At 60.7% G+C, this 22,041-nt stretch carries 17 protein-coding genes; 10 read left to right on the forward strand and 7 right to left on the reverse strand.

The window, feature by feature from the left end:
* Positions 1 to 88: 88 nt before the first annotated feature.
* Positions 89 to 2,050 carry a CocE/NonD family hydrolase gene (locus J2D73_RS16330; protein WP_207883005.1) on the forward strand — a complete coding sequence of 654 codons (1,962 nt, stop codon included), beginning with the start codon at positions 89 to 91 and terminating at the stop codon, positions 2,048 to 2,050.
* Between the two features lie 79 nt (positions 2,051 to 2,129).
* The gene (gene msrA, locus J2D73_RS16335) at positions 2,130 to 2,687 is read left to right on the forward strand and encodes a peptide-methionine (S)-S-oxide reductase MsrA (protein ID WP_207883007.1); all 558 of its coding nucleotides are present in this window, start codon (positions 2,130 to 2,132) and stop codon (positions 2,685 to 2,687) included.
* A 32-nt stretch (positions 2,688 to 2,719) separates the two neighbouring features.
* On the opposite strand, the gene J2D73_RS16340 is transcribed toward msrA, so the two are convergent.
* Positions 2,720 to 3,664, reverse strand: a complete 945-nt coding sequence (locus tag J2D73_RS16340; RefSeq protein ID WP_207883009.1) for a LysR family transcriptional regulator — start codon at positions 3,662 to 3,664, stop codon at positions 2,720 to 2,722.
* 100 nt (positions 3,665 to 3,764) lie between these two features.
* Here J2D73_RS16340 and J2D73_RS16345 point away from each other — a divergent pair, with 100 nt between their 5' ends.
* Together J2D73_RS16345 and J2D73_RS16350 are read left to right on the forward strand one after the other, a co-directional pair.
* On the forward strand, positions 3,765 to 6,170 hold the full coding sequence (locus tag J2D73_RS16345; RefSeq protein WP_207883011.1) for a TonB-dependent receptor plug domain-containing protein: 2,406 nt from the start codon (positions 3,765 to 3,767) through the stop codon (positions 6,168 to 6,170).
* Positions 6,171 to 6,313: 143 nt separating this feature from the next.
* Positions 6,314 to 8,086 (forward strand): CocE/NonD family hydrolase, encoded by a 1,773-nt coding sequence (locus J2D73_RS16350; RefSeq protein ID WP_341535115.1) that lies wholly within the window; start codon positions 6,314 to 6,316, stop codon positions 8,084 to 8,086.
* 186 nt (positions 8,087 to 8,272) lie between these two features.
* On the opposite strand, the gene J2D73_RS16355 is transcribed toward J2D73_RS16350, so the two are convergent.
* The gene (locus J2D73_RS16355; protein ID WP_207883015.1) at positions 8,273 to 9,424 is read right to left on the reverse strand and encodes an FAD-dependent monooxygenase; all 1,152 of its coding nucleotides are present in this window, start codon (positions 9,422 to 9,424) and stop codon (positions 8,273 to 8,275) included.
* 102 nt (positions 9,425 to 9,526) lie between these two features.
* Between J2D73_RS16355 and J2D73_RS16360 the strand changes: the two genes are divergently transcribed.
* Complete coding sequence (locus J2D73_RS16360) at positions 9,527 to 10,171, forward strand: TetR/AcrR family transcriptional regulator (RefSeq protein ID WP_207883017.1); 645 nt, start codon at positions 9,527 to 9,529, stop codon at positions 10,169 to 10,171.
* Positions 10,172 to 10,412: 241 nt separating this feature from the next.
* Here the strand turns inward: J2D73_RS16360 and ccmB are convergent, their stop codons facing one another.
* Entirely contained in the window at positions 10,413 to 11,081 is a 669-nt protein-coding gene (ccmB, locus tag J2D73_RS16365) for a heme exporter protein CcmB (protein ID WP_207883019.1), read from the reverse strand.
* Complete coding sequence (ccmA, locus tag J2D73_RS16370; RefSeq protein ID WP_243430032.1) at positions 11,078 to 11,716, reverse strand: heme ABC exporter ATP-binding protein CcmA; 639 nt, start codon at positions 11,714 to 11,716, stop codon at positions 11,078 to 11,080. The genes ccmB and ccmA overlap by 4 nt, the downstream gene beginning before the upstream one ends.
* A 262-nt stretch (positions 11,717 to 11,978) precedes the next feature.
* Between ccmA and acnA the strand changes: the two genes are divergently transcribed.
* The 4 genes from acnA (at position 11,979) to J2D73_RS16390 (ending at position 18,119) form a co-directional block, all read left to right on the forward strand.
* Entirely contained in the window at positions 11,979 to 14,675 is a 2,697-nt protein-coding gene (gene acnA, locus J2D73_RS16375) for an aconitate hydratase AcnA (protein WP_207883021.1), read from the forward strand.
* Between the two features lie 91 nt (positions 14,676 to 14,766).
* Positions 14,767 to 15,495, forward strand: coding sequence for an amino acid ABC transporter ATP-binding protein (locus J2D73_RS16380; RefSeq protein WP_341535118.1), 729 nt, complete (start codon positions 14,767 to 14,769; stop codon positions 15,493 to 15,495).
* Between the two features lie 110 nt (positions 15,496 to 15,605).
* Complete coding sequence (locus J2D73_RS16385) at positions 15,606 to 17,090, forward strand: ABC transporter substrate-binding protein/permease (protein ID WP_207883063.1); 1,485 nt, start codon at positions 15,606 to 15,608, stop codon at positions 17,088 to 17,090.
* A 132-nt stretch (positions 17,091 to 17,222) separates the two neighbouring features.
* Positions 17,223 to 18,119 (forward strand): LysR family transcriptional regulator, encoded by an 897-nt coding sequence (locus tag J2D73_RS16390; RefSeq protein ID WP_207883025.1) that lies wholly within the window; start codon positions 17,223 to 17,225, stop codon positions 18,117 to 18,119.
* 35 nt (positions 18,120 to 18,154) lie between these two features.
* Here the strand turns inward: J2D73_RS16390 and J2D73_RS16395 are convergent, their stop codons facing one another.
* The 3 genes from J2D73_RS16395 to J2D73_RS16405 form a co-directional block, all read right to left on the reverse strand.
* A complete protein-coding gene (locus tag J2D73_RS16395) occupies positions 18,155 to 19,144 on the reverse strand; it encodes a hypothetical protein (protein ID WP_207883027.1) in 990 nt (329 codons plus the stop codon).
* Positions 19,145 to 19,166: 22 nt separating this feature from the next.
* Positions 19,167 to 20,438: an AAA family ATPase gene (locus J2D73_RS16400; RefSeq protein WP_026397036.1), complete on the reverse strand. Its 1,272-nt coding sequence runs from the start codon at positions 20,436 to 20,438 to the stop codon at positions 19,167 to 19,169.
* A gap of 107 nt (positions 20,439 to 20,545) precedes the next feature.
* On the reverse strand, positions 20,546 to 21,127 hold the full coding sequence (locus J2D73_RS16405; RefSeq protein ID WP_207883029.1) for a hypothetical protein: 582 nt from the start codon (positions 21,125 to 21,127) through the stop codon (positions 20,546 to 20,548).
* A 206-nt stretch (positions 21,128 to 21,333) separates the two neighbouring features.
* On the opposite strand from J2D73_RS16405, the gene rimP reads away from it, so the two are divergent.
* Positions 21,334 to 21,975, forward strand: a complete 642-nt coding sequence (gene rimP / locus J2D73_RS16410) for a ribosome maturation factor RimP (protein ID WP_207883031.1) — start codon at positions 21,334 to 21,336, stop codon at positions 21,973 to 21,975.
* Positions 21,976 to 22,041: the final 66 nt, after the last annotated feature.

Raw genomic sequence — 22,041 nt, forward strand, 5'->3', positions numbered from 1 at the left:
TCCTTCCCGCGAAAACACAAGATATTGGAGGTGCGTTCCGGCAGGCCGGAATGTTGCTCCGAAAATCAAACACTCTGGAGAATTTCTTATGAACCGTGTGCGCGCAACCACCGTGACTTCCCGTCTGCGTCGTCGCGTCGGGATCGCGCTGGGCGTGTCGGCGTCGGCCCTGCTATGCGCCGCAGCGCCTGTGGATTCCAACACGGTGGCGACCGGCAACGACATACCGGCCCATGTCACATTCCCGACGGCGCAACGCGATTACGTTAAACGCGAAGTCATGATCCCCATGCGGGACGGCGTGAAGCTTTATACTGTCATCGTCGTGCCGAAAGGCGTTCACGACGCGCCGATCCTGCTGACCCGTACGCCGTACAACGCCAAGATGCGCGCCAACCGCGTGCCGGATGCTCCGACCATGCGTGCCCTTCTGCCGCAGGGCGACGACGTGTTCGTCGATGGCGGCTACATCCGCGTGTTTCAGGATATTCGCGGTAAATACGGTTCGGAAGGCGATTACATCATGACGCGTCCGCCGCGTGGCGCACTCAACCCGACCAACACGGATGAGACGACCGACGCGTGGGACACGATTGCCTGGCTGGTGAAAAATACGCCCGAGTCTAATGGGCGCGTCGGCATGACCGGGTCGTCCTACGAAGGCTTCACCGTCGTAATGGCGCTGCTCGACCCGCATCCGGCGCTTAAGGTTGCCGCTCCGGAAAGCCCGATGGTCGATGGATGGATGGGCGACGACTGGTTCCATTACGGCGCGTTCCGACAGGGCAGTCTGGATTACTTCACGGAGCAGATGACGGTGCGCGGCGAGGCGGATACGATCCCGCGCGTGGGTCTGGACGATTATTCGAATTTTCTCGCGGCGGGTTCCGCCGGCGCGTTCGCGACCCAGGCCGGGCTGGATCAGTTTCCCTTCTGGCGTCGGATGAAGGCGCACCCCGCCTATGACGCATTCTGGCAAGGGCAGGCGCTGGACAAGCTGATCGCGCAGCGCAAGCCCACTGTGCCCATGATCTGGGAGCAAGGCTTGTGGGATCAGGAGGACATGTGGGGCGCGATCCACAGTTGGCAGGCGCTGCGCAACGCGGGCGTTTCGACGCCCAACGTGCTGGTCATGGGGCCGTGGCGGCACAGCGGCGTGAACTACAACGGCTCGTCGCTTGGACCGTTAAATTTTGAAGGAGACACCGCCGAGCAGTATCGTCGTGACGTCTTCCGCCCCTTCTTCGACCAATACCTGAAGCCCGGCGCACCTGCGGCTTTGCTGCCGCCTGCGATCATCTACAACACGGGGTTGCAGCGCTGGGATCGATACGAGAACTGGCCGCTGGCATGCGAGAAGGGCTGCGCGTCCGGTATGAAGTCGCTCTACTTTACGTCGAACAACGGGCTGTCGTTCTCGCATCCGGAATCCGACGGGTCGGATTCCTACGTGTCTGATCCCGCTCACCCTGTGCCGTTTCTGTCGAGGCCGTTCAATTTCGGGCAGAGCGCCCGCTGGAAACCGTGGCTCGTGCAGGACCAGCGCGAGGCTGAATCCCGTCCCGACGTACTGACCTACGAGACGGCGCCGCTCGACGAGCCGGTGGCCGTCAGCGGCGTTCCGGTGGCCGAACTCTACGCCGCGACGACGGGCACGGACGCGGACTGGGTGGTCAAGCTGATCGACGTCAATCCGCCGACCACGGCGGATCGGCCGGAGATGGGCGGATATGAGCTGCCTGTGTCCGAGGACATTTTCCGTGGCCGCTACCGCAAGAGCTTCTCGCAGCCTTCGCCGATCGAGGCCAACCGTGTCGAAAACTACCGCTTCACGTTGCCTCCCGTGAATCACGTCTTCGCCAAGGGACATCGAATCATGGTGCAGATCCAGTCGTCCTGGTTTCCGCTCTACGATCGTAATCCGCAACGATATGTCGCCAACATCTTCGACGCCACGCCTGCGGATTACGTGAAAGCGACGCAAAGCATACATCACGGCGGCGCGGCGGCGAGCGCCGTTATCCTTCCGGTTGCGCCTGTCGCGCAGTAAGGATCCCGCGCCGCCGTTGCCGCCGCCGTATCGGCCGCCCATATAGAGGCGGTCAAACGGACAGCACCTGGAGCGTACCATGAGCGATGCAGCAACGACGGCGACCGAAACCGCAATTCTCGGCGGCGGGTGTTTCTGGTGTGTGGAGGCCGTGTATCTCACGCTGCGCGGCGTGAAGAGCGTGCGTTCAGGGTATGCGGGCGGGCACACCGAGCATCCGAGCTATGAGGAGGTTTGCACGGGCCGGACCGGCCATGCGGAGGTCGTGGCGGTCGTGTTCGACCCTCTCGAAATATCTTACGCCGACCTGCTGCGAATATTTTTTACGGCCCACAACCCCACGACACTGAACCGGCAGGGCAATGACATAGGCACCCAATATCGCTCCGTTATTTTCTGGACGACTGAAACCCAGAAAGAGACGGCTGAGGCTGTGCTGAAGGAAATTGAAGCGGCGGACGCATGGGACGCTCCACTGGTGACTGCGATCGAGCCGTTGACACATTTCTGGCCCGCTGAGGCGAAGCACGAGGATTATCTCGCGCGTAATCCTGAAAATGCTTACTGTCAGGCTGTCGTCGCCCCGAAGGTCGCGAAAATGCGGAAATTGTTCGCACGGTACCAGAAGGACGCCTGAAGAGCCGCTGTTCCTGCAGCTATCGCGTGGGATCAGGAATGGCCCCGTGTGAGGGTAGGGTTCGCGTCGTCTGGACTCGACGTGAGCCCAATTTCCATTATCAGATCCCCCAGCCATTTTATGCCGGAATCGCGGCTCGATTTTCTGGGAAGAAGCATTCTCACACCGGGCGTTCCAAAAATGTCGGGCAGGCGAGATGATGTCAGGCCCGCTGTTTTTCGAAAAAAATCGGCGATATAATCGGGAACAATAGCGACAGTCTCGGGTTGCCTGAGAAAAGCGGGTAAGTGCCCGAAGGAAGGTACAACATTCCGTATGGTGCGGTTGACGCCCATGTCGCGCAGTCGATGATCGAAGGTGCTGTGTCTTAACGCCGTCTCGATCAGGACATGCCGACATTTCTCTATCGCCGGCAGGTCCAGAAAGTCCGGGAGTGAACAGTAATCCGGATTCCAGATGCAAGAAAAACGGAAAGACCCCAAAGAGGTCGAGAGATAGTCGGGGCGGGTCACGCCGCCGACTGTCAGGGCCAGATCGATCTCCCTCCGCTCCAGCGCTCCGTCGAGCGTAGCGGGCGAGAGGGTCCGGAACGTCACCGTCGTGTCCGGGGCGTCTGCGGCGAGGCGTGATGCAAGGCGCGGCCCGACAGTGTAGTCGAGCCCCCCGTCAGTTCCGATTATAAAAGAGCGAGGCGAGGAGGCGGGGTTGAACGTGCCGCGCGCGCTGAGTGTCGATCGAAGGGTTTCGGCTGTCAATTCAAGAGTTTCCGCGATTTCTATGGCGTGGACAGTGGGCTGCATGCCGTGTCGCGTACGAATGAACAGTTCATCCCCGCAGGTCTGACGCAGACGTTTCAGGGCTGAACTGACCGCGGGCTGCGTCAGGGCCAGACGCGTGGCGGCGCGACTGACGCTTCGTTCGTGCCAGAGAGCCAGAAACACATGGGTCAGGTTAAGGTCGATCCGGGACATATTCATTGTATTTATATTCAATCACAAAAAACAAAATTTGACGATAATGTTTTGTTTCAGCAACGGTAAAGGCGACCCTCGCGTCATAAATCAACAGGAGCGCTTTGTGAGAAAAGCCGTTGGCCGTGTAGCCATTCTTCTCGCCTCTCCGGTGCTTTTTCCCGACGCTGGAGAGGCGCGAGCGCCCCAACATGTGTCGTCGGATCGTCACGTCGCGCATACAGAAAATTCAAAACCGTCCACGGCCGCGGTCGAACTGAAGCATAATCAACGGTTCACTGCGGCGGTAGCCGAAGCTGTGGAGGTTCGGGGGGGCATGAGGACGGCGAACGGCGTCACCAATACGACGCCGGGCGGTGGGTTGATGGCGCGGCAGAGCGCAGCACGCTCCCAGAGTACAATCACCCGCGACTTCATCGCGAAGCAGTCCCCAACGGGGAACGCCATTGCGATGATTTCGGCTCTTCCTGGGGTTATTTCCGCGAGTACAGATCCGCTGGGTCAGTCTAACACGGCGATGTCCATACGCGGTCTCCAGCAAGCAGAAATTGGTTTTGTTTACGAGGGAATTCCGCTCAACGATTCAATCAACTACACGCCTTACACGCAAGCGATGGTCGATACCGACAATATCCAGTCGGTCACCGTAGCTCAGGGCGCTCCGGATATCGGAGCGCCTGTTTACAATGACGTTGGAGGACTGGTTACGGTTGCTCTGCGCGATCCCCTGGAGAAAAGAGGGGGGAATGTCGACTTCAGTTTCGGCTCCAAAGCGCTGCAGCGCGAATTCATCAGACTGGACAGCGGCGAGATCGGGCGCAGCCGGGTCAAGGCGTTCGCGTCGTTCTCGTCCACCACAAACGATCAATGGCGTGGATCCGGAAAGTTTCGAAAATATCATGTTGATTCGAAAATCATCAAGGAATGGGGATCCGGCAGCAGTGCGGGTCTAACCTTTTCCTACGACAACTGGCAGCAGGCCAGTTACAGGCCGATGACCATGGCCCAGTGGCGTCAATATGGAAATTCATTCAATTACACAAAAGAGTATTACCCGGGTAATACAAACTGGGTCGGGCTCCATCTGTATCAGAGACGTTCCACAGCGATTATCGCGCCAGTGAAACTTAAACTGAGCGAGCATGTCTCTCTGGATGTTACGCCTGCTTATATGAATTACTCCGAGTTCTATTATGGCGGCGTCACTCTCAAGAACAAGGGATCGTATTTTGGCGACCAGCAGATCGCCGACCTGAATCTGCCGTATCAAACCAACGGCGTCACCACAGCCTCCAGCATCAATCCCGTTCCACAGAAAAGCGGCTTCCTTAACGCTGCTCTTACGTGGAAAGCCGGGCGTAATACGTTCCGCGCCGGGTACATTTATAACTACATCGCGCTGGAGGAACCCATATACTATGCGGCAGTCAATTACACCGGCGGCATCGCTAACAACTACAGCAAGTACATGATCACGATGCCGGATGGTCGCCAGTATCGTACGCTCGACATGAACTTCAAACACCAAATGAATGAATTGTTCATAGACGATACTTTAAAGTTCCTTGACGATAAGCTCACTGTGGAGGCTGGTCTGCGCTATCTGATGATCAGTCGCTGGAATACGAACCTGATTCCCGGGGCCACACGGTACAAAGTCGGCGCAAGCTACGCCCAGCCCCTGCCTCAGGTGTCAATCAGTTACCAGATAACGCCGCATGACCAGATATATATTGATGGTACGACCGCCTACCGAGCTCCGGCGTCAGTGCAGGTTTACGGCGAGGTCTTCTCGACGACGAGTCCAACGCCCGCCTCAAGACAGGCCTCACTGAAGGGCGAATATTCAATCGGCGAGGAGATCGGCTACCGGCATTACGGCCTCGTCAATCTGTCTGTTTCACTGTTTAATTACAATATAACGAACAATCAGATTACGTCGTCGCAATACATCAACGGAATCCCTCTGCCGTCGCCGATCGAGGCTGGGGGTAAAACGTCACGGGGAGCGCAGGCTGAAATCGGTCTCAGACCCTGGCGTCACTGGAGCCCATATGTTTCGGCGCAGTACCTCCATGCGACAACCGATAACAATATCGCCTCCGGCCTCGACTATCTGCCGACGAAAGGGAAAATAGCTGTTCAGAGTCCGGAGTTCTCGGCTGCCGCAGGAATTTCCTATGACGATGGGCATATCTTCGGAAATTTTGTCTTCAATTACGTCAGCTCCCAATATTCAACCCTTATGAATGACGAGAAAATTCCCGGGTATGAGACGGCCAACATGACACTGGGTTATCGTATGCGCTCCATAGGCTTCGCGCAACATCCCCAGATTCAGCTGAACGTCATAAATATTGGAGCCAAGAACTACCTGTCTGGATTTCAGAGTATATCGAACAACGCCAAGGCTACGCGTGGCGTCTACGGCACGACGATTGCTGGATCGTCTCCCCTCTACCTGAGCGCGGGCGGCGTGGCCGCCGTCGCGTCGCTCAGCACAGCGTTCTGATCACCCTATTTCCGGAGCACCGCCCGATGTCGTCTTTCCGCCTTGTTCTTTCCCTGTCCAGCTGTCTTGTCCTGTCAGCGTTTTCCGTCCGTGCGTCTGCAGCCCCATTATGGCCGAGTGACGAAGGGCGTGGATCCTGCCGCGTGTCGAAGCAGATCGACGTTCCGGTAAAAATGCGTGACGGTACGATATTACGCGCCGACGTGTACACGCCGGACACGAAGGAAAAAGTTCCGGTGCTGCTGATGCGCACGCAGTATGGCAAAAGCGCGGCCCAGATACAGCCGTCCCGTTACCAGAGCCCGGACTGGTTCGCGTCGCATTGCTACATCGTCGCGATTCAGGACATTCGCGGTCAGGGAAAATCGGGCGGCGTGTTTTACGAATACCGCTACGACCGTGACGACGGTTACGACACGGTGCAGTGGGCGGCCACACTTCCCGGTGCGGATGGGCAAGTCGCGATGTACGGATCGTCCTATGTCGGGGCGACGCAATGGCTCGCGGCGACCGCATCCCCTCCGGCCCTGAAGGCGATAATTCCTTCAAACACTGGCGACGATTATTACGACGGCTGGAGTTATGAAGACGGCGCCTTCCGTCTGGCGTTCATAGAACCATGGATGCTTGAGACCATCGCCTCATCGGCCGCCGCCAATCGCGGGGACGAGGCGCTGTCGAAGCAGTTGTTCGCCGATGGAAAGAACGCCTCCATCTGGTTGCCTTACACGCCCTATTCCAGGTTTCCCCCGCTGCATCCCGAAGACCCGAAGGTCGCGCCTTACTTCTACGATACGCTCGCTCACCCCTCGCGCGATGGCTTTTGGGAGGCGTTTCAGATCCGGACGCATTACGATCGCGTCAAGGTGCCGGTGCTTGCTTTCGACGGGTGGTATGATTCTTTCCTCAACGGCGCTGTCAATAATTTCAACGGTATGCGCACGGGTGGCGGGTCCGCAGAGGCTCGTGCTCATCAACGCCTGATTATCGGACCGTGGGAGCATATCGGGTGGGGCAGGCCGGATGCAATTGTCAGTCCGCGCCTGAAAGACATCGGCCCTGTTGCAAACAGCCCGGTCAACGCGTTGACGGTCCAATTCATGGATCACGTCCTGAAAGGTAAGGAAAACGGGTTCGCTGACGGCCCACGCGTCGATTATTTCACTATGGGAGAAAATCGCTGGCACGTGGCGCGATCGTTTCCGATCGAGGGCACGCAGTACGTCCCGTGGTATCTGGGGAGTGCCGGTCGCGCCAATTCGTCGATGGGAGACGGCGTCCTGACGCAAAAGTTCTCGAAACAGGGCTCCAGTTCCGACCAGTTTGTCTACGACCCGTCAAACCCTGTACCAAGCGCCGGGGGGCATTCATGCTGTTCGTGGACCTCCGGCCCGCAGGGGCAGTTCGATCAATCGCCAGTGGAGCAACGACCAGACGTTCTTGTTTACACCAGCGCACCGCTCAAGAGCCCCGTTAACGTCACGGGACCGGTCACGGTCGATCTCTTCGCCGCCACCGACGCGAAGGATACGGACTTTACGGCGAAACTCGTCGACGTGGCGCCGGACGGCCGGTCTATCAACCTCAACAACGGCATCATTCGCGCCAGATATCGGGAGTCCCTCAGCAATCCTGTTCCTATTATTCCTGGAAAGGTTTACGAATATCACATCAAGGTCTGGCCGACTTCCAATCTGTTTCAGGCGGGGCACCGGATTCGCCTCGAAATTTCTTCGAGCGATTATCCGCAGTTCGCGCCGAATCCCAATACCGGAGAAACTCTGGGCGACGCGCATGGCGCAGTTCGCGCCAACCAGACGATCTGGCACGATGCGACTCATCAATCCTCAGTGGTGCTTCCGATCCTCTCAGAGACGGTTGCGGGTGAAGGATACGATCATCCTCCGCAGAACTAGAGCGAATTCTGTTCAGGCGGGCTCAGATGAACGAGCGAAGATGCTTTAGGCGCTTATACCGTTTGCAAACACGGTAACTTACAGGGCGTTCCCATAGGCTGTTTTACGCGAGGCCTGCCGCAAGGTGTGGACGATGCGACGCAGCCGATCCGGGTTGCTCCGCCTTGTCGAGAAGACCCGGCGGTTTCAGGTTTTATCAGGAAAGAGATATTTGCGGGAGCTTAACAGAATCTGCCAGAGAACCCGGCGCCCCCACAGTGAAAGACGCGTCGACGGGACGAACAATTGAGACCGCAGAGCGACGAACCTCTGATGTTTGCGGACGAATGGGCGCAGTTTCGCTTCGAAAGCCCCCAGGGCGGCGTTGACATCGCCGTTCCAGGATTTGAACGCTTCTCCCAACGCCTGACCACCGATCATGCCAGCCGAAGCGCCCATGCCGGAATATAGGGTCAGGCACCATGCCGAATCTCCCAGCAGGAGAACGCGTCCTTTCGACCAGCGAGGCATTTTGACCATCTGAACGGAATCGAACAGGAAGTCATCCGTCGCAGCGAGGTCCTCCAGCGCTCTCGAAACAATTCCGTCGACGTCCAGATCGACGAAGATCTGTCGCAGGGTTGTAAGGGGATCCTTCTTCGACGCTGCGTTCGGGTTTTTGGTCCGATAAGAAAAGAGAGCAGTGGAAGGACGCCCTTCGAGGGGAAAAACGGTCAGGGTTCTTCGCGTATCAGCCAGCATGAGACCGTCCCCGTCCTTGAACCCCTGGACGGGCTGGCGCAGCGGAAAGGCGCACAGCATTGTTCCGAGGGAGTGAAAGAACGTCTCGTCCGGCCCGAAGACCAGTCTGCGCACGGTAGAGCGAACGCCGTCCGCTCCGATGACTAGATCGTAAGCTTCAGTCGCTTCCTGACCGTCGCCGGAACGCAAGGTGACCTGAGCCTGTGTGTTTCCAGTCACGATCGTCAGCGGAACCGTGCCGAACCGCACCTCGACCTTCCCCTCGACACCGCGCCAGAGGGCTTCTTCGATATCCCCCCGGAGTACTGCAATGGGCGCGTTTGTCTCCCGTGTGAGGTCGGCGATTCGTCTGCGGCTGCCATCCTTGCGAACATCCCAAAATCGAATGTTCTCAGGTGTCCGCTTCTCCATGATGTCGAGAACGCCCAGAGCCGCCGCCGCATCCTTGCCCTCATCTCGAAGGCCGATGAAATAGCCGCCCCTTCGTCGTTCCGGCGCACGCTCGATTATGACGGGCGCCCAGCCCTGACGTTTCAAGGCGATGGCCGCCGACATGCCGGAAATCCCAAGACCTACGATCAACGCACGTTGTGTCATATACCCGGATATCCAGTGAGAGTGCTGCGTTGATTTGAACGTTGCATAGATTGATGAGGGCATCAATCTGAACGTCATTCAGATTGATGCTAAGGGGACGGCATGGGTGCAACGGAGCGTGACAGCTATCATCATGGCGACCTGAGAGCCGCGCTGATCGAGGCGTCTGAATCGATTATTCGAGAAGAGGGCGTCGAGGGGTTCACGCTTAGAAAAGCCGCGAAACGCGCCGGCGTATCGCCGGGTGCTCCCTCTCATCATTTTAAAGGGACGAAAGGTCTGCTGACTGTCGTCGCCATTCGGGTTTTTCAACGGCTTGGCGCGGAACTGGCGATCTTGCCTGTTTCCGACGTTCCTGCTCGGGATTTGCGTACGCAGGCGGAAGGCTACGTGACATTCGCCGCGCAAAATCCCGGATTATTCCGCCTGATCTGCCGTGTCGATCTCATCGACTGTCAGGATCAGGAGTTCAGGGAAGCGTCTTTCAGCGCCTTGGTGCATTATAGAAATGCAGCAGCGGCTTACTTCGGGGAGGATCCTCCGGACCGCGCCGCACGTATCTTCCGTCCTTATCTGGCGAGCGCATTCGCGACAGCGCACGGACTGGCCCATATGATTCTGGAGGGACGACCTGCGCTCCTCTTTGACACGCCGGATCCTGCCGAAACATTTATCGAGACGACGTTGCCGTCAATCCTGTTGGCCACATGGCCAGACCGGCCTTGTGAGGTGCGACATTCTGCATGAGAAGAAGAAATTTTTGCCTCGAATAAGAAGATTCTGAATGTTTGATACATTCCCGACGCGAGCAGGATGCTTGCTATTTATAAAACTTGTAAAAAATAAAAATCCGGATGAAATCCCGATACGAAGATCCTGACTCCATGAAGTTATTTTCGAATCATGTAATTTGAAAAATATTATTGGAGACAGTAACTCGTTCAAACATTCTCGGCTGAACGGGAAATGTTTTTCGGAAGAGTGCGGATCACTCCGCAGCCGCGCGCAGCCCGGCTCCGGCGGCAAGCGGCGCCAGCGGCAGAGCCCCGGCAAAAAACGCCAGCAGCAACTCCAGATCGGGCGCGAACGGTAGCCCCGTTCGCACCGCGTCGACCGCCGCCGCCCCGAAGATCAGGCCTGGCGTCGCCAGCGGCAATACCAGTAGCGGAAGAAGCACTCCGCCGCGCCGCGCGCCCAGCACGATCGCCGCCGCCATACCACCCAGCAGCGAGAGAATCAGGGTTCCCGGCAGCAGCCCCGCCAACAGCACAGGCAGGGTGTTGAAGGGCAGGCCGAGCATGACGGCCAATGGCATTGCGGCGATCAACAGCGGCAGCCCCGTCGTCAGCCAGTGCGCCGTCATCTTGGCCAGCGCGACCAGAGACGGCGGCAGGCCCAGCAACAGCAACTGGTCGAGCGACCCGTCCTCCAGTTCCGCGCCGAAGAGCCGGTCGAGCGGCAGCAACGCCGCCAGCAGGGCGCACACCCAGATCACTCCCGGCGCCATGCGACGCAGCAACTCGGGGGAGGGGCCAAGCGCCAACGGAAATAACGCGCCGGCAAGAATGAAGAACAGCACCGCGCCAAGCGTGTCCGCGCCGTGCCGCAGGGCGAGGCGTAGATCGCGCGCCACAATGGCCCGGAACGTCGCGATCATGCCCAGCCTCCAGCGCCCCAGGCGTCGCCGATCACAGCTTCAAGCGGGGCGCCGGGCAACGCCAGAGCGTCCGCGTTCGGCAGGGGCAACGGTACATGTGTCGTCGCGATCACCATGCCGCCCGTCCGCCTGTGCAACGCCAGCGCCTCGCCGAGTCGTTCGACCGCGCGAGCGTCCAGCCCGAGGCTGGGCTCGTCGAGCAGCCAGAGCGCAGCGTCCGCCAGCACGACGCGGGCCAGCGCCGCGCGCCGCTTCTGCCCAGCGGAGAGCAGACGCGCGGGCAGTTCCCGCAACTCCAGCAGTTCGAACGCCTCCAGCGCGGGAGCGAGCGGACGGCCGCGCGCGAACAGGGAAAGGTTCTCCGTCAGGGTCAGGCCCGGTTTCAGGGCCTCCTGATGGCCGAGATAGGCGATATGCCGGGCGTGCATGCTTCGGTCTTCGAAGGCGTCCGTCCCATGCCAGAGGATCCGCCCTGAATCTGGTTTCCGCAGCCCTGCCAGCACGCGAAGAAGGGTGGATTTCCCGGCGCCGTTCGGCCCGGTCAGCAGCAGCGCGCCCCCGGCGTCCATCGCAAGGGAGACGCCGTCGAGCACCAGTCTTTCGCCGCGAAAGACCGAAATCTCCTCGACGCGCAATGGCCAGGAGGACTCCAGCTTAGAAATCGGACCGATCCCCTATTTGTGACCGTGCGCCGACCCTGTTTGGCGGCTGCTCGCGTTCTCGTGGTCGCCGCCGCGCTTGTGTCGGAGGCGGCTCCCGGTATGTTCTAGCGCCGATCGTAGATCAAGCCGGCGGCCCCGTTTGGGCGGGGCCAAAAGCGGCCTCGTGGAAGCGCGGGGCGGTCTTGGCCGGTTTCGACATGCCAGCGGGATGCTGTTGTCGCGGAGGGAAGTTTACATGAAGTCGGTTGGGCACGATTCGCTGAAAACCGGGCGCGAGCTCAAGGTTGATGGCAAGACCTATCACTATTTCTCGATCCCTGAGGCCGAGAAGACCATTGGCGACGTCAGCCGCCTGCCGGTCAGCCTCAAGGTGCTACTCGAGAACGTTCTGCGTTTTGAAGACGCGCGCTCCTACACGCAGGACGACGCCAAGGCGATCGCCGGCTGGCTGCCCGCAGGCAGCAGCACGAAGGAAGTGCCCTTCAAGCCGTCCCGCATCCTGATGCAGGACTTCACCGGCGTCCCCGGCGTCGTCGATCTGGCCGCCATGCGCGACGGCATCGTCGACCTGGAAGGCGACCCGGAGAAGGTGAACCCGCTGGTTCCGGTGAACCTGGTCATCGACCACTCCGTCATGGTCGACGTCTACGGCACCAAGGACGCGCTGCAGAAGAACATCACCATCGAGTTCGACCGCAACGGAGAGCGTTACGCCTTCCTGCGCTGGGGCCAGGAAGCGTTCAAGAACTTCTCGGTCGTTCCGCCTGACACCGGCATCTGCCACCAGGTCAATCTGGAATACATCGCGCAGGTCGCATGGACCGCGGAAGTCGGCGGCAAGGAATACGTCTATCCCGACACGCTGTTCGGCACGGACTCCCACACGACCATGGTCAACGGCCTCGGCGTGCTCGGCTGGGGCGTCGGCGGCATCGAAGCTGAAGCGGCCATGCTGGGTCAGCCGATCGCGATGCTCATCCCCGACGTCATCGGCTTCAAGCTGACCGGCAAGCTTCCGGAGGGCGCGACGGCGACCGACCTCGTGCTGACCGTCACGCAGATGCTCCGCAAGAAGGGCGTCGTCGGCAAGTTCGTCGAATTCTTTGGCCCGGCTCTCGACCATCTTCCGGTCGCCGACCGCGCCACCATCGCCAACATGGCGCCGGAATACGGCGCGACCTGCGGCTTCTTCCCGGTCGACAAACTGACGCTCGACTACCTGCACGAGACGGGTCGCGACGCGCACCGCCTGAAGCTGGTTGAGGAATACTACCGCGCCCAGGGCATGTTCCGCACGCCCGAGATGGCCGATCCGGTGTTCACCGATACGCTTGAACTCGACCTGTCCTCGGTCGTTCCGTCGATCTCCGGCCCGAAGCGTCCGCAGGACCGCGTCGTGCTGACCGATGCCACCTCGGCGTTCGAGAAAGAACTGACGGCTGGCCTCGGCGTCCCCGCGAACGACATCGACAAGAAGGCGTCGGTCGCTGGCACGAACTACGAGATCGGCCATGGCGACGTCGTGATCGCCGCCATCACGTCGTGCACCAATACGTCGAACCCCGCCGTGCTGATCGCCGCAGGTCTCGTGGCCCGCAAGGCCCGCGCCCTCGGCCTGACGCCGAAGCCGTGGGTCAAGACGTCGCTGGCTCCCGGATCGCAGGTCGTCACCGACTACCTGAACCGAGCCAACCTGACCGAAGACCTCGACGCGATGGGCTTCAACACGGTCGGCTACGGCTGCACCACCTGCATCGGCAACTCTGGCCCGATCGCCGACAACATTGTCGACGCCATCGAAGGCAACAAGCTGGTCGCAGTGTCGGTTCTGTCCGGCAACCGTAACTTCGAAGGCCGCATCTCCCCGAACGTGCGTGCGAACTACCTCGCCAGCCCGCCGCTGGTCGTTGCGTACTCGCTGCTCGGCACGATGCGTCAGGACATCACGACGGCCCAGATCGGCACGTCCAAGGACGGCAAGCCGGTCTACCTGAAGGACATCTGGCCCTCGAACAAGGAAATCGCGGATCTGATGGGCTCCGCCATCACCCGCGAGCAGTTCATCGAGCGTTACGCGAAAGCGTCGATCGGTCCGCAGGAATGGCAGGACCTGAAGGTCGCGACCGGGTCGCAGACCTACGCGTGGGACGGCAAGTCCACCTATGTTCAGGACCCGCCGTACTTCAAGGGCATGGGCGTCGAGCCCGCGGCCGGCGCTGGCGACGTCAAGGGCGCGCGCGTCCTCGCGCTGCTCGGCGACAACATCACGACCGACCACATCTCGCCCGCCGGTTCGATCAAGAAGGACTCGCCCGCCGGCAAGTACCTGATCGAGCATGGCGTCGAGCCGAAGGACTTCAACTCCTACGGATCGCGCCGTGGCAACGACCGGATCATGGTGCGCGGCACGTTCGCCAACATCCGCATCAAGAACGAGATGCTTCCGGGCACCGAGGGCGGGCTTTCCAAGCACTTCCCTGACGGCAAGGAAGGCTTCATCTACGATGTGGCCATGCAGTACAAGGCCGAGGGCACGCCGCTTGTCGTGTTCGGCGGCAAGGAATACGGCATGGGTTCGTCGCGCGACTGGGCCGCGAAGGGCACGCTGCTTCTGGGCATCAAGGCGGTCATCGCCGAGAGCTTCGAGCGTATCCACCGCTCCAACCTCGTCGGCATGGGCGTCCTGCCCCTGCTGTTCAAGGAAGGCACGACGCGCAAGACGCTCAACCTGAAGGGCGACGAAGTCATCGATATCGTCGGGCTGGAGACCATCACGCCGCGCATGGACGTGACGCTGGTGATCACCCGCGCCGACGGAACGAAGGACGAGGTTCCGCTGCTCTGTCGCATCGATACGCTGGACGAAGTCGAATACTACCGTCATGGTGGCATTCTTCAGTACGTTCTGCGCGGGATGCTTGAGGCTGCCTGAGACCACATCGTTCTCTGACAACCAGGAAAATGCCGGTCCGGTCCCCACCGGGCCGGCTTTTTCTGTTGAAACGGTCCTTCGGGCCGAATCCATCTGCAAGACGTTCGACGGCCACAGGGTGTTGCGCAACGTCTCGCTGACCGTCGAACGCGGCGAACTTGTGTCGATCATCGGTCCTTCGGGGTGCGGCAAGTCGACCTTTCTGCGCTGCTTGAATTTTCTTGAAATTCCTGACACCGGCGCAGTCACCATTGCCGACGACAGCATCCGCCGCGACGGCGGTCCATGGCGTTCGTCTGACGAGGCGCAGGCGCATCAATTGCGCGCCCATGTCGGGATGGTGTTCCAGTCCTTCAACCTGTTTCCACACCGCACTGTCCTCGACAACGTGATGCTGGCGCCGCGTGTGGTGAAGCAAGTCGCAGCGTCGGTGATCGAGGCCGAAGCCCGCGACCTGTTGGCCAAGGTGGGGCTGGAGGCTGCGGCGCTGCGGTATCCCGCAACTCTTTCCGGTGGTCAGCAGCAGCGGGCTGCGATCGCACGGGCGTTGGCAATGCGCCCCGACGTGATGCTGTACGACGAGCCGACATCCGCGCTTGATCCTCGGGTCGCGGAAGAGGTGCTGGAGGTCATGCGTGCGCTCGACGGCGAAGGGATGACGCAGATCGTCGTGACTCACGACATGCGTTTCGCTCGTGCCGCCTCTGACCGCATCGTATTCATGGAAGCTGGTGAGATCGTTGAAATCGGCGATCCGGACGAAATCTGCGTCAATGCGCGGGATCCCCGCACCCGGGAGTTTCTCGGGGTGTCGCTGTGACGGCCGTAGCTCACCCGGCCTCGCGTTCGACTCTCCGTCGGTTCGCCCTTTGGGGCTCGCGTTTGACAGCTCGCGCTAGGGTCCAGGCTCTGGCGCTTCTATTTGTCGCCATGGCGTCCTTGACGCTAGGTCCGGTCGCCAGCGCCGAGGCGCCCTTGCGATGGGCCTCCGACGGCACGGCCAACGTGCCCTTCACGTTTCACGATCCGGCCGAACAGACCCGGATGGTCGGGTTCGAATACGACATCATGGCCGAAATTGGCCGCCGCCTGTCGCGCGATACGCAATTCGTCCAGAACGACTGGGACGGCCTGATCCCCGGATTGCAACGCGGCTTTTATGAAATGGTCGCCGACGGGATCGAAATGACGCCGGAACATATGGAGGCGCTGGATTTCAGCCGCCCCTATTACGTGACGGCGGAGCGTATCGTCGTACGTCGGGATCAGGCTGGTCTGGATTCGTTCGAGCGTCTGGGCGGGCATGCGGTCGGGACGATCAAAGACACGCTGGCCGAACGCATGCTGCGTGATCGGTCCGACGTGAAGCTGAGTTCCTATGACGAGGAATCGAATGCGTTCTCCGATCTGAAGGATGGGCGCCTCGACGCCGTGCTGCTCGACGGTCCGATCGCGCTTTATTATGGCGAGGCCGATCCAGCGTTGCGGATCGTCGGCCCCCCGATCGGTCATCTCGCCTACGGCGTCGCGTTCAAGAAGGGCGCCAATCAGGAACTCCGGCGTCACGTCGATCAGGCGTTGCAGGACATGGTCGCCGATGGGGCCCTGCACCGCATTCTGGCGCGTTGGAACCTGTGGACGCCGGAAATGGTGGAGTGGACGGGCGACCGTACCAACCCGAATATCGCTCCGACCGAGTGGGAGCGTTATCTCGCCGCCACCGCTCCGACGCCGGGGTGGGAGGCGTGGTTCTATCGTTATGTCGGTTTCCTGCCGCTTATCGCGCGGGGCGCCGCGCTGACGCTCGCGGTCTCGGCCTGCGCGATGGTGCTGGCCGTCGGGCTTGGCCTCGCACTGGCGCTGACGCGGCGTTATGGCCCGGCATGGCTCGCCTCTCTGGCGACGCTCTATGTCGAGATCATCCGCGGCACGCCTTTGCTGATCCAGATACTGTTCATCTTCTATGGTTTGCCAGGCATAGGAATCCGGTTTTCGCCGTTCGTCGCGGGAGTGCTCGGCCTCGGCCTGAACTACGCAGCCTACGAAGCGGAAAACTATCGCGCTGGACTGCAATCCGTGGCGCGGGGGCAGATGGAAGCGGCTACAGCGCTCAACATGACTCACGCTCAGGCTCTGCGATATGTTGTGGTGCCGCAGGCTTTCCGCGTCGTCGTGCCGGTGATGACCAACGACTTTATCTCGCTCCTGAAAGATTCTTCTCTGGTCAGCATCATCACCTTGACCGAGTTGAGCCAGACATATGTCCGGTTGTCCTCGACCTATTTCGATTATTTCGGTACCGGTCTGATGGTCGGCGCGGCGTATCTGCTGCTCGGTCTGCCTTTCGTGAGGCTGGCGCGTATGGCTGAGAAACGGCTGGCGGTCAGTGAACGCAACGGGCAGGGGCGGCGCTGATCTCGGGTCTCGCTATGCGTCGCGAACGCGGCCATTGCGTTTTCGGCATGCCGGTCTCTCATATCTTCATATTGTGTATGAATGCGGAAGCGGACACGATAGGACACATTTCCTCTCGCCGCGGCATGCCCAATGGATCTTCTTTCAGCTTTACACAGTTTTGTACGCGTCGCCGCCACAGGCTCCTTTTCTGCGGTGTCCCGCGAGACAGGCGCCAGCCAGCCGACAATCTCGCGCCATATCGCGTTGCTCGAATCGCATTACGGCACGACGCTGTTTGCCAGAACGACGCGAAGTCTGATGATGACCGAAGATGGTCGCAGCCTCCTTCCGCACGCATACGAAGTGCTGGAAATTCTGGAGACGGCGGAGACCGTGCTTGGCCGACGGCGCGCTTCGGTGTCGGGGCTGGTTCGCCTTGGCGTCACGACGGCGTTTGGTCTTTATCTGACGACGCGCATCAACGAGCTGCTGCAACGTCAGCCTGAGCTTTCCGTTGAACTGGTGATGCGCGACGGCTTTGGGGATCTGGTCGAGGAAGGTCTCGACCTCGCTATCCGCGTGGGCGAAATCGCCGAAGGGTCGCTGATTGCGCGCAAACTTGGATCGGTGCACCGCGCTCTTGTCGCGTCCGCGAAGCATTTCACGCCACGCGGAGAACTGGAGCACCCGCGCGACCTCGCAGACCAGCATTGCGTCGTCTACACCTACGGAGGTGGGCGTCAGGACTGGCATTTTTCGAACAACGGCGAAGAAAGCGTGGTTGCGCCGCACACCATATTTCGCGCGAACAGCAGCGAGGCTGCGCTTCATGCGGTGAGCGCGGGCGTCGGCGTTGGGCTTCTGCCTGAATTTCAGGTCCGGGATCAGATTGCCTCAGGGGAATTGATCCGGGTGCTTCCAAGCTGGGACGTGCCGCCTATGCCGCTTTACGCCGTCCACACAGGCCCTCGCACGCTTCCGCTGCGCACCCGGACCGTGCTGGATTTTCTCGTGGAAATCTCGAGTTCGATTCTCCGATCGGAGTGATGCTGCCTTAAACGCCGGCTCCGGAGCGTCGGATATCAGCCTTCGTGATATCCGGGGTCCTTGGAGCCTGGGCGCGGGTCGTCGCTCGGCTGCAGTTTGCCGTTATAGCCGTTGAGCAACGTCGGGGACCACGCGACGATCCAGTCGTTCACCTGCTTGACGAAGCGGCCCGCGAACGGCGACAGCCCGATGCCCTGTTTGGACCAGTCGGCGAGAATGGTGCTCAGCTTCGTTTCGCCACGTTCAGCCGGGCTGATGGCTGTCGCCACGGCCTGAAGATTGACGCTGCCGTCCTTGCCTCGGACGATGTGCGCCCAAGTCGCCACCACCATGACCGTAGGCATCGGGAAGCCGAGCACACGCAGCCGCTCGAAGGCGAGGTTGAGGTCCGGCGCGGGAACCGTGACGTTAGGACCAAGCATCATCGGTCCGGTGGACACGCAATCCGTCACGCCGGGCGCTGGCGTGGTCAGGCGATTCATATACGCGGCGTCGTCGTGGCACGTTGGTTGCAGTGAGCCGGACTGATCCTTGGGTATAGCCGCGGTGCTTGCGCTGGCGATGACCACGCCGGTGACGACGCCGCGGTCCGTGCGCACGAACACGTTGCTGAGTATCTCGCCATGTGCGCCGATCTGCGTCGACAGGACCGGATGCCATGTTCCTGCGGGAAGCGGCAACTGACGCCCGGCGAAGGGAACGATGTCGTGCAGGTCTGTGTCGATGGGCGGCGCGGATGACGTTGCAGGCACGCCGCCGGACTGCGCGCCGGGAGGAGCAGCTCCGCCCGGACCCGGCGCCGCCGTTCCGCTCCCGCCTGCGTCGTCGCCATCGGCGGCGGGAGCCGCCGGAGCGTCGCGGCCAAGCATATGGTCAATATAATGTGTGACGGTATGGAGGCGAGGAACCGTGCGCAACAGCCAGGCAGCCGGGTAAAACAGCGCGACGATCATAAAGAAGATTGTTGCGAAGAGAGCCGTTCGCCACAGAGGCGCGCGAACCCATAAACGTGAAGCGGCGGACATAGGTCAGATCGGAGCCATCGTGTCAGGGCGTCAGATAGGCGCGATTGGGAGAAACGGGGTCGGCGGCAATCTGCGCAGTGACGCCTTCATCTTCTTTGACGATGCGCACCATCTTTGCGCCCTGCTGCCGCGCAACGATCAGGGATTCGCTGATCATGTCTTCGATCGAACGCACGAGGTCGCGCGCGGAGGCGGCGTCGCCCATGCGGCTCTGCCTGCGCATCACGTCAATCAGCAACGCCGGATCGATGCCGCCGGTCTCAACCTTCAGGCCGTAGCTCTCGATCATCGTCTCGATTTCGAGTGCGGAGACGCGGGCGATGTCGAGGCCTTTGAGGGCCCGGAAGACGAAGATGCGATCGAGACGGTTCAGCACTTCCGGCGCGAACCCGGCCTGCCGCAGCGCCTCGACCGATTCTGCGCGCATACGGTCCGGATCGTCGACCAGGCGATCCGCGATTTCGGTCAGCGCTTCGGTTGCGATGTTGGAAGTCAGGACGAAGATCGCTCGCACTGTGGAAACCTGCGCGCCTGTCGACGCCTCCGTGACGTGACCGTCGTTCCATGCGGTGAGGAATTTCTTGAAGACGTCGGGGTGCGCCTTTTCGATTTCGTCAAGCAACACGACAGCGTCCGGCTTTTCCTTCAGGCCGCCGGTCAGCTTGCCGTAGGTATCGGAACCCACATACCCTTTAGGGGAGCCGAAAAGCTGCGTCGCAGCGTGCGGGCTGCTCATCTGCGTCATGTCGAAATGCAGCAGCGGGCGCTCGAGCTGTTTGGCGAGCTGTTTGGCGAGGTACGTCTTGCCTGTGCCCGGAGGCCCGGCCAGCAGGAAGATTCCGACTGGCTTGCCGCGCACCTGCAGGGCGAGGCGGCGGCGGAGCTGACCCGCCATATCCTCACAGACCTGATCCTGTCCGATGACGCGGGCGCGCAGATTGGCGGCCAGCTCCTCGGCGTCGATGGTTGTTTCCCGCTGTTCTCGGGCCATCATTTCTTCAAGAGCGTTGCGGTTGGTCAATCGAGCCAGAACGTCCATCATCCACCCCCGTCTGCGAAGAAGCCCGCGACGCGCCATTCGCTCGGCGCGCGTTTCGAACAACAGTCCCGCAATGGTAAAAAATCCGCCGACAGCCGCCAGCACCGGCCACGCGGGCTCGCACCATTTCATGAAATGGTCGAGGCTGGCGAGCGAAAGATGCAGGCTCGCCGCAGCCTGAAGGCTGGCCAGTATCAGAAAGATGACCATCATAACCGGCATGAACCGGTTAAGCGCGGGAAGCAGGCCCTTCATATCATATTATCCCGGTCTTGCGGCGCAGAATCATCGGGTCGCGCGGCGCTATGGCCTCGTACGTCCAAACAATGATGCAGCGTGAAAAGCTCAATGGAACACCGCGTTCATTGCGCGACCACGGTCATGGTCAGGTACTCGTCGCGATGAATGGTCGGCAGCAATGTTGGTCCGAGCACCGTCAGCGCGCCGGGCTGCATGCCCGTCACGCCGGGGTCCGATACCGGGGAGATCTGCACTTCGCCGCTGATAAGGATCGGGAGGACGACGGAGACAGGATTCTGTGACAGCGTGACCATTTTCGTTATGACGCCTGACTGAACCGACACTACGCCGCCCGCTCCGCTGGCGTCGAAGATGGGCATCGTGACCAGCCGATATTCACGCCGCTTGATTCCCGCAAGGATTCGCGCCTGATCGCTGGCGGAATAGCCTGCGCTTTGCAGCGCCTGCTCAGCATGTTCAGGCGCGATCAGCGCGAATTCCGCGCCGAACGTGAGCTGCCGCCCGGCGGGTTGCGCCGTTTTTTCCTGCTGCTGTGCGGCGGGCCTGCTTGCGTGGTTTAACCACGCGCCGCCGCCAGCGATCAGCGTGATGCCTGCGACCGCCGCGACGAGCACGCGCAACCCGGACGAGCTCGTCTCGGTCTGCGGTTGTAATTCACGGAGGGGGTCGGGGCCCTGATTCATGGCGCTTATGAGACATCTTGCCCCCGGAAGGCGCAAGGGATTTACCTCTAAAATGGGCGTAACGTGACGTATCGAAGCGAATCTTATCCGCCAAGGTTCACGGCGCTTCAGGTCTCGGCGTGGCTCGTTCGGCGGATGGTTCTTGCGGTTGGAGGACTTATCGCCTACATTAACGGAATTCCTTTCATCTTCCGCTTTTTTGGGGGGTGGCCGTTTTGGCCGCCTTTTTTGTTTTGGACGAAGATCTCTCTACGCACACTGGCCTTGAGGCGCGAATCGCGGCTCTTATCGCGCCGACGCTCGTCGATCTCGGGTACGAAATCGTGCGCGTCGCCGTGCTCGGTCGTGACGTGCCGACGGTTCAGATCATGGCGGATCGTGCGGACGGCTCGCAAATCACAGTCGATGACTGTGAGCAGATCAGCCATGCGGTCGGAGCCGTCCTCGACGTCGAGGACCCGATTCCGGGCAATTGGACCCTTGAAGTTTCCTCGGCCGGGATCGACCGTCCGCTGACGCGCGTCAAGGACTGGGTGCGTTTTGCCGGACATCTGGCGAAGGCGGAGGTCAATATCCCCGTCAACGGTCGGCGTCGCTTCTCGGGTGTAGTGCTTGGGGGCGATGAGGCTGGCGGTCGCCTGCGGCTGGACGACGGTAGCGAGGTGGTTCTGCCTTTCGCAGAACTGCGCAAGGCCAAGCTGATTCTCACCGATGCGCTCATCGATGCGGCGCAGCGCGAGGCTGGCGTTGAGCCTGAGGGCGAGGCCGAGACGTCTGAGGACGTGAGTTCAGCGGCAGCGCCCACAGGGCGCAGTCGCCAGAAGAAGCCGGGCGCCCGTCGGCACTGAAACCCGGGTGACCGGAGGCTCGGCCGTGACTGCGGCGCGTCTCCGGATGTATGAATTTGGGCCGTT

It is taken from the genome of Acetobacter sacchari, from assembly GCF_017377715.1.
Lineage (GTDB): Bacteria > Pseudomonadota > Alphaproteobacteria > Acetobacterales > Acetobacteraceae > Acetobacter > Acetobacter sacchari.